The following is a 6615-nucleotide window of genomic DNA, read 5'->3' on the forward strand; positions in this document are numbered from 1 at the left end:
CGCTTTCTTGAGTTCGCAACCGTGGCTGCTAGTGGTCCCTGAACAGCCGCCCATAGCCTTCGATGCGGTCCTCGATCCCGGCCAGCCGCAGCATATCCCACATCATCGCCTGATTGGAACAGATCACCGGCTTTCCGAGTTCCTGCTCAAGCGCATCGACGACATCAAGCGAGCGCAACGCGCCGCAGCTGATGAAGACGGCGTCGGCATCTGGCCGGTCGACCGACACAGCCAGCCTGGCAATGGCCTCCGGGCGGACCCGGATCATGTCGCTGTCTTTTTCGAGGTTCAGACCGCGAATGGCACAGATCTCGAACCCCGCGCGCTGCATATAGGTCACCTCGCGGGCATTGATTTCATCGAGATAGGGGGTCGCGACCGCAACGCGTCGCGCGTCGAGCGCGCGCAATGCACGCAGCACGCCCGAGATGAGTGAGGTCGTCTGGGCTCCCGGCGCGCCTTTTGACAACTCGGCGAAAACCCGGTCTTCGCCGATCACCAGACTTCCCGAGGTGCAGGCATAGCCGATGACGTCGAGACTGCCGTCCGGCAGCAGCGTGCTCGCGGCGCGGGCCAGATCGTCGGCCTGGCGGCTCAGGCTTTCGACGGTGATGCTGTCGGGATTGTAGGCGCGCGTGAAATGGACGCCGACCCCGCGCGGGCAAAGCCGGAACATGTTCTCCTCAATCGTCTGCTCGGTGGCGAGCAGCACGAAGCCAAGCTTGGCGCGCGGGTGGAGCCCGGCGTCGAAGATCTCGCCAAGATCGCTATTTTCAACGTTGCTGCATGCAGCAACGTCGTAACTTGTCGCATTTACCATTTTTTTTCCATTTGACAGTCAGGCTGCATGCAGCTTATCGAGATCGCGTGGCCGTGTCCAGATGCGGGAATCGGCTTGATCGAAGGAAGACCGTCACAGGGAGATACGAGATTAGGTACACGGACTACTTGCTCGGCGCGGCTTTGGCAGCCGGGCTAAGCGCCGTTGCGGCGAATGCCGAAGAGGCCATTCTTGGCCATGTCATGGACAGCGAGCACATCTTCCACCATGTGTCGCAGCGCTTCTCGGACCGGCTGGAAGAACTGTCCGGCGGTAGCTTCACGATCGACTACCATCCCGGCGGGGATCTGGGCGACTGGACCTCGATCACCGAGCAGGTTGCACAGGGCGCGGTCCAGATGACCATGACCTGGAACCATTCCGAACTCGACCCGAGATGGGATGTCGCCGTCCTCGGCTACGTTGCCAGCGACTGGCAGACGGGGCGGGCGATCTATGGTCCGGGTTCGGTCATGGACGGCGTCTATGCAGGTATCATGAACGACCTCGGCATGGAGCTTCTGGGCACGATCCCGACCGATTTCACCGGCTTCGTCGTCCGCAAGGATGTCGCGGTTCCCGTGAACTTCCCGGCCGATGCCGCTGGCTTCAAGATGCGCGTTCCCGGCATGCCGATGGCGATCGAACGCTACAACGCGACCGGGTTCTCGCCTGTGCCGATGGCATTCTCCGAGGTCCACACCGCCCTGCAGACGGGCGCCATCGATGGCCGGGCCTATTCGCCCCCTTCGGAAGTGCTGATGTTCAAGGATGTGCTCAGCGCCTACGTCTTCACCCGCGAGAACTTCGAGCACACGTTCTGGGTCGCCAACAAGGACTGGTTCAACGGGCTGACCGAGGAGCAGCAGGGCTGGCTCAAGACAGCCGCCACCGAGGCGGTGACCTGGGCCTGGGAAAACGCCGAAGCCGAAAGCAAGGTCTGGCTCGACAAGATCCGCGCCGAGGGCATCGAGGTCGTCGAACTGTCTCCCGAACAGCTCGCAACCTATCGCGACTTGGTCGTCGCCGCGGAATACCCCTACATGGAAGCCATCATCGGCAAGGGCACCATGGATCAGATCAAGGCCGCCGCAGGCATGAACTGACGTATCGGTGCGCGGGGGAAGGCCTCGCGCACTTCGATTCCGCCGATATCGCGAGGGGCCGGGAAATGACCAAGGAACTTCTGCATACCGACAGCCTCGACGACGTTGTCGGCGCCGCGCCGATCCGCCCCGTGCCGGAGGCCGGCCGCCTTGCATCGCGGGTTCATGGCGGGTTGGCGCCGCTCTTTGTCGCCGAGCGCGGGTTGGCCTGGCTGATGCGCGCCACCATGTTCGCGGCGATGATCGCGCTTGGCCTGCTGATGGCGGCGCAGGTCTTCATGCGCTACGTCATTTCCGCGCCCTTCCTCGGCATCGAGGAACTGGCGCCGCTGCTGGCGCTTTGGGTCTACTTTCTCGGAATGGCCTATTGCTCGCGCGAGCGCGATCATATCGAAGGCGGCATGATGACGCTCGTCATCCAGAACCCGCCCACGCTTCTGGCGATCCGGCTCTTCGGTTCGATCGCCGCTCTCGGCGCGGTGCTGATCTTCTTATGGTTTGCTTGGGACTTCACGGCCTTCAACTACGGGCTCGGCCGCAAGAGCACCTACATGCGCCTGCCCAAGGTGATCTGGGATCTGTCGATGATCACCGGACTGACGCTGATGGCGTTCTACGGCGCTTTGCAGATCGTCGCCGAAACCCGTGCGCTCATCGCTTTGAAAGGGCCGCGCAAATGACGTTCTTCTTCATCGCGATAACGATCATCGTCTTTCTGCTGCTGATCGAAGTGCCGGTCGGCTTCGCCTTCGGTATCGGCGCGCTGACTTACGGGTACCTTTCGGGCACCGACATCTCGTTCCACGCCGGCTTCGGTTACACCCAGATCGGCGCCTTCTCGCTCCTGGCCATCCCGCTCTTCATCCTGTCGGGCACATTGATGGGGGCGAGCGGCATCTCCGACCGCCTTCTGAACTTCGTCAACGCCTTCGTCGGGCGAACCAAGGGTGGCCTCGGCGCGGTGACGGTGATCACCTGCGCATTGTTCGGGGCAATCTCGGGCTCGGCCTCGGCGGCGATTGCGGCGATCGGCAAGATCATGGTGCCGCGGATGATCAAGGAAGGCTACCCGCCGGGCCACGCGACCGCGCTGATCGCGGTCTCCTCGGTGCTGGCGCTGATGATCCCGCCATCAATTCCGATGATCGTCTTCGCCATCGCCATCCGCGAAAGCGTGGCCAAGGCGTTCCTCGCGACGATGGGGCCGGGCATTCTACTGGCGCTGATCTACTGCGGGTTAAACTTCTTCTTCCTTCGCAAGAACACCACGATCCGCGTGCAGCCGAAGCTGTCGCTGCCCGACACCGCGCGCCAGATCGCGTTGACCGGCAAGCAGGCGACGCTGGCGATCTTCATGCCGGTGATCATTCTCGGCGGCATCTATTCCGGCATCGCCACCCCGACCGAGGCGGGCGCCGTCGCGCTGGTCTACACGCTCTTCGTCGGCATCCTGATCTATCGCTCGCTGTCCTTCGGCCAGCTCTTTGACTCGACGATCGAGGCGGCGCGGCTGGCCGGCGCCATCCTGATGGTCTTGTTCTTTCTCTTCGTGATGAGCCGGGGCATGGTGCTGGCCAAGGTGCCGACCCAGTTTGCCGACCTCCTGCTGACGGTGTCAGAGAACCGGATCGTGATCCTGTTGCTGATCAACCTGCTTCTGCTCTTCATGGGCATGATCATCGACGATGTGTCGGGCAGCGTTCTGGCGGCGATCATCCTCCTGCCGGTGACGCAGCGCATCGGGCTCGACCCGATCCACTTCGCCGGGATCGTCGGCACCAATCTCGGCCTAGGCAACATCTCTCCGCCCTGCGCGCCCTTGCTCTACATGGCCGGCGGCGTCACGCGCCAGCCGCTGTCCGAATACATCGGCCCGACGATGAAGTTCCTCATGCTCGGCCATCTGCCGATGGTCTTCCTCGTCACCTTCATCCCCGAATTGTCCCTCTACCTGCCGGGACTTCTCGACTGACCCCACCGTCGTATTTTCGACCCCTATCAGGAAAGAACTATGCTCGAAGAAGCCAAAGCAAGAACCGCTCGCCTTCAGGCGCGGATGAAGGAACTCGGGATTTTGCAGGCCGTGTTCACCGACGAAAGCTCGATCGCCTACCTGGCGGGGTTCTGGGGCTATCTCGGGATCGAGTTCGGCCGGCCCAGCATGCTGGTTGTGCGCGCCGATGACGAGCCCGTTGTCATTACCCCGCTGATGGAAAGCGAGATGGTCGCCGAGATGACCTGGGTCACCGATGTCCGGGTCTGGGAAGACATGGGGCAGCGCAGCTGGGGCCGTGCGCTGCGCGAGGCTCTCGGCGACGCCCCCGCCGAGATCTGGATCGAGAAGCCCTATGTGCCAGCGATCATCCGCAATTTCCTCGACGACGCCTACCCCGGCGTCGCGCTGAAGGACATAAGCCCGGTTCTCGGCGCGCAGCGCATGATCAAGTCGCCGCTCGAGATCGAGGTGATGAAGCAGGCCGGACAGATTGCCGGCGCAATGATGAAGGCGGCGCATGGTTCGCTCGCGGTCGGAGGCAAGGAGTATGAAAGCGCGCTGGCCGTGATCGAGGCCGGCACCCGCAAGGCGGCGGGCTTCCTGACCGACAAGGGCTGGGAGCGCTTCGTCTCGCCGATGATCCACAACCTGCAGATTCTGCAAAGCGGCAAGGACACATCCATGGTCCACCGCCGCGCCTCGGTGAAGGAATACCAGCGCGCTGATCCGGTATATTTCTGCTTCTGCAACATGGCGCAGTTCAAGCAGTACAAGCTTGGCTTCGACCGCATGTTCCACATTGTCGAGGTCAGCGATGAGGCCGCCCGTGTCCAGCAGGCCGCGATCGACGCACAGCAGGCCGCGATCGCCGCGATCCGGCCCGGCGTGCTGGCCGAGGACGTCGCCGCCGCCGCCAACGCGGTCTATGCCGAGCGCGGCTACCAGACCGGCTATCGCACCGGGCGCTCGATCGGCGTCGCCTATCTCGAGGCGCCGGAGCTGAAGGCGGGCGACAAGACGGTGCTGCAGCCGGGCATGACCTTCGCGGTGGATGGCGGTATCTCGATCGACGGTGTCACCGCCGGACGGATTGGCGATTCCGTAGTAGTCACCGAGACCGGCTACGATTACATCACCGACTATCCCCGCCAACTTCTGGTCACGGAAAACTGAGACATGACGGACAACTTCAGGCTTGCAGTGGCGCAATCGCCGGCCGAACTGACCTCGCCGCGCGCCCGGGTCGACTGGCTGCACGAAGCGTTGCGAGATTTGCAGAGCAAGGGCGTCGATCTCATGCTGCTGCCTGAGTTGTTCCTGACGGGTTACAATATCGGCGACAAAGTGAAGGAATGGGCCGAACCTTCGGACGGCCCATTTGCTGCCGAGATCGCGGCATTGGCCAAGCGCTTCGGCCTCGCGATCCATTACGGCTACGCCGAGCGCGCGGACGGCGTGATCTACGGCGCGTCACAGTGTTTCGGCCCGGACGGCGTGCACCTTGGCAGCCACCGCAAGCTGATCCTGCCGCCGGGCTTCGAGGCGGACCATTTTGTACCCGGCGCCGGGTGCAGCCTCTTCACCTATCGCGGGCTGCGTATCGGCACGTTGATCTGCTACGACGCCGAATTTCCCGAAACGGTGCGCCATGTGGCCATGCTCGGGGCCGAGCTTATCCTCGTGCCGACCGCGCTCGGGGCGCAGTGGGGATGGGTCGGCCGCACTCTCATCCCTGCGCGTGCCTATGAGAACGGCGTTTTCCTCGCATATGCCAACCAGGCGGGCACGGAAAATGGAATGGACTACCTCGGCATGAGCTTTATCGCCGCGCCTGACGGCGAGGAACTCGCGCGCGCAGGTGCCGCCTCCGAGATCCTGATCGCCGATCTGGATCCTTCGCGGGTTCGCAGGGCCCAGGAGCGCCTGCCCTACCACACCGATCGTGGGCGCCTTAAGCTGGCTTGAGCACTCATCGCCCCGATGTTCGGTGTCCTGGCTTGAACGAGATCTGCCGCAACGTCCGTTGGCGAGTTCGCGTCAATCGAGGTTGAGTTGCACGGCCGGAACAACTGAATCCAGCGTGATTTCTTAGATCATGAATCTTATCACCGGGCTAATGGATGCTCAGATATTCGGCACGCACCCGCCGATGGCTTATCATCGCGTTGTGTCGCGGCCCTTCGGTAACTAGCCGGTGTGACAAATAGTGCGTTGATGCTCCGCAACTGCGGGCCATGACAGGCTTGCGCTTTTTGGCCGGCTGATCCGCTTGGCTCTAGGGGCGATCGCAAACGCTCGCATCAAGAAAATCGCCGTTAACTGCTGCGCATGCAGCGAACGACCGCTTCTATGGGGCTCCGCTCCTGGCTTTGCGGTTGCGGCGGATTCACACTTTCCGCCCGAGGTGCTGTTCGCTGCGATCGCAAAGCGCCTAGACCGGCCTCTGGCGTAGGTACGGCGAAAACTCACTTTGCCCACACACCCGACATTCGAGGCGATAGCGCCTCCTTTCTTTCGACCCGCCCCTTCGCCTCACGCATGGATGGGCCCGTCGCCGCAGGCGAGCGCGGCTTCGCGGACGGCCTCCGAGAAGGTGGGGTGGGCGTGGCAGGTCAGCGCGATGTCCTGGGCGGAGGCGCCGAATTCCATGCCCACGCAGATTTCGTGGATCAGTTCGCCCGCCGCCGGGCCGA

Annotated in this window: 6 protein-coding genes and 1 pseudogene; 5 read left to right on the forward strand and 2 right to left on the reverse strand. The window is 63.0% G+C overall.

What is annotated here, in order from left to right; all coding sequences use genetic code 11:
• Positions 1-28: 28 nt before the first annotated feature.
• Entirely contained in the window at positions 29-820 is a 792-nt protein-coding gene (locus tag OE647_RS18570; RefSeq protein WP_263723259.1) for a maleate cis-trans isomerase family protein, read from the reverse strand.
• Between the two features lie 143 nt (positions 821-963).
• Here OE647_RS18570 and dctP point away from each other — a divergent pair, with 143 nt between their 5' ends.
• From dctP to OE647_RS18595, 5 genes are all read left to right on the forward strand, one after another.
• Positions 964-1926, forward strand: coding sequence for a TRAP transporter substrate-binding protein DctP (dctP, locus tag OE647_RS18575; protein WP_263723260.1), 963 nt, complete (start codon positions 964-966; stop codon positions 1924-1926).
• 65 nt (positions 1927-1991) lie between these two features.
• Positions 1992-2606 (forward strand): TRAP transporter small permease, encoded by a 615-nt coding sequence (locus tag OE647_RS18580; protein WP_263723261.1) that lies wholly within the window; start codon positions 1992-1994, stop codon positions 2604-2606.
• Positions 2603-3898 carry a TRAP transporter large permease gene (locus OE647_RS18585; RefSeq protein ID WP_263723262.1) on the forward strand — a complete coding sequence of 432 codons (1296 nt, stop codon included), beginning with the start codon at positions 2603-2605 and terminating at the stop codon, positions 3896-3898. Before OE647_RS18580 ends, OE647_RS18585 begins: the two co-directional genes overlap by 4 nt.
• Before the next feature lie 39 nt (positions 3899-3937).
• Entirely contained in the window at positions 3938-5095 is a 1158-nt protein-coding gene (locus OE647_RS18590; RefSeq protein ID WP_263723263.1) for a M24 family metallopeptidase, read from the forward strand.
• Positions 5096-5098: 3 nt separating this feature from the next.
• The gene (locus tag OE647_RS18595; protein WP_263723264.1) at positions 5099-5887 is read left to right on the forward strand and encodes a carbon-nitrogen hydrolase family protein; all 789 of its coding nucleotides are present in this window, start codon (positions 5099-5101) and stop codon (positions 5885-5887) included.
• 567 nt (positions 5888-6454) lie between these two features.
• Here the strand turns inward: OE647_RS18595 and OE647_RS18600 are convergent.
• Positions 6455-6615, reverse strand: a pseudogene (locus OE647_RS18600) (dihydrolipoyl dehydrogenase); the annotation flags it as partial.

Origin of the sequence: Albidovulum sediminicola, from assembly GCF_025751575.1 — a bacterium.
In the GTDB taxonomy this organism is placed as follows: Bacteria; Pseudomonadota; Alphaproteobacteria; order Rhodobacterales; family Rhodobacteraceae; genus Albidovulum; species Albidovulum sediminicola.

Excerpts from the sequence above, each read along its gene's own strand:
- OE647_RS18585 (WP_263723262.1), top strand. The coding sequence starts at position 2,603 with ATGACGTTCTTCTTCATCGCGATAACGATCATCGTCTTTCTGCTGCTG.
- OE647_RS18570 (WP_263723259.1), bottom strand. The coding sequence starts at position 820 with ATGGTAAATGCGACAAGTTACGACGTTGCTGCATGCAGCAACGTTGAA.
- OE647_RS18595 (WP_263723264.1), top strand. The coding sequence starts at position 5,099 with ATGACGGACAACTTCAGGCTTGCAGTGGCGCAATCGCCGGCCGAACTG.
- OE647_RS18590 (WP_263723263.1), top strand. The coding sequence starts at position 3,938 with ATGCTCGAAGAAGCCAAAGCAAGAACCGCTCGCCTTCAGGCGCGGATG.
- OE647_RS18580 (WP_263723261.1), top strand. The coding sequence starts at position 1,992 with ATGACCAAGGAACTTCTGCATACCGACAGCCTCGACGACGTTGTCGGC.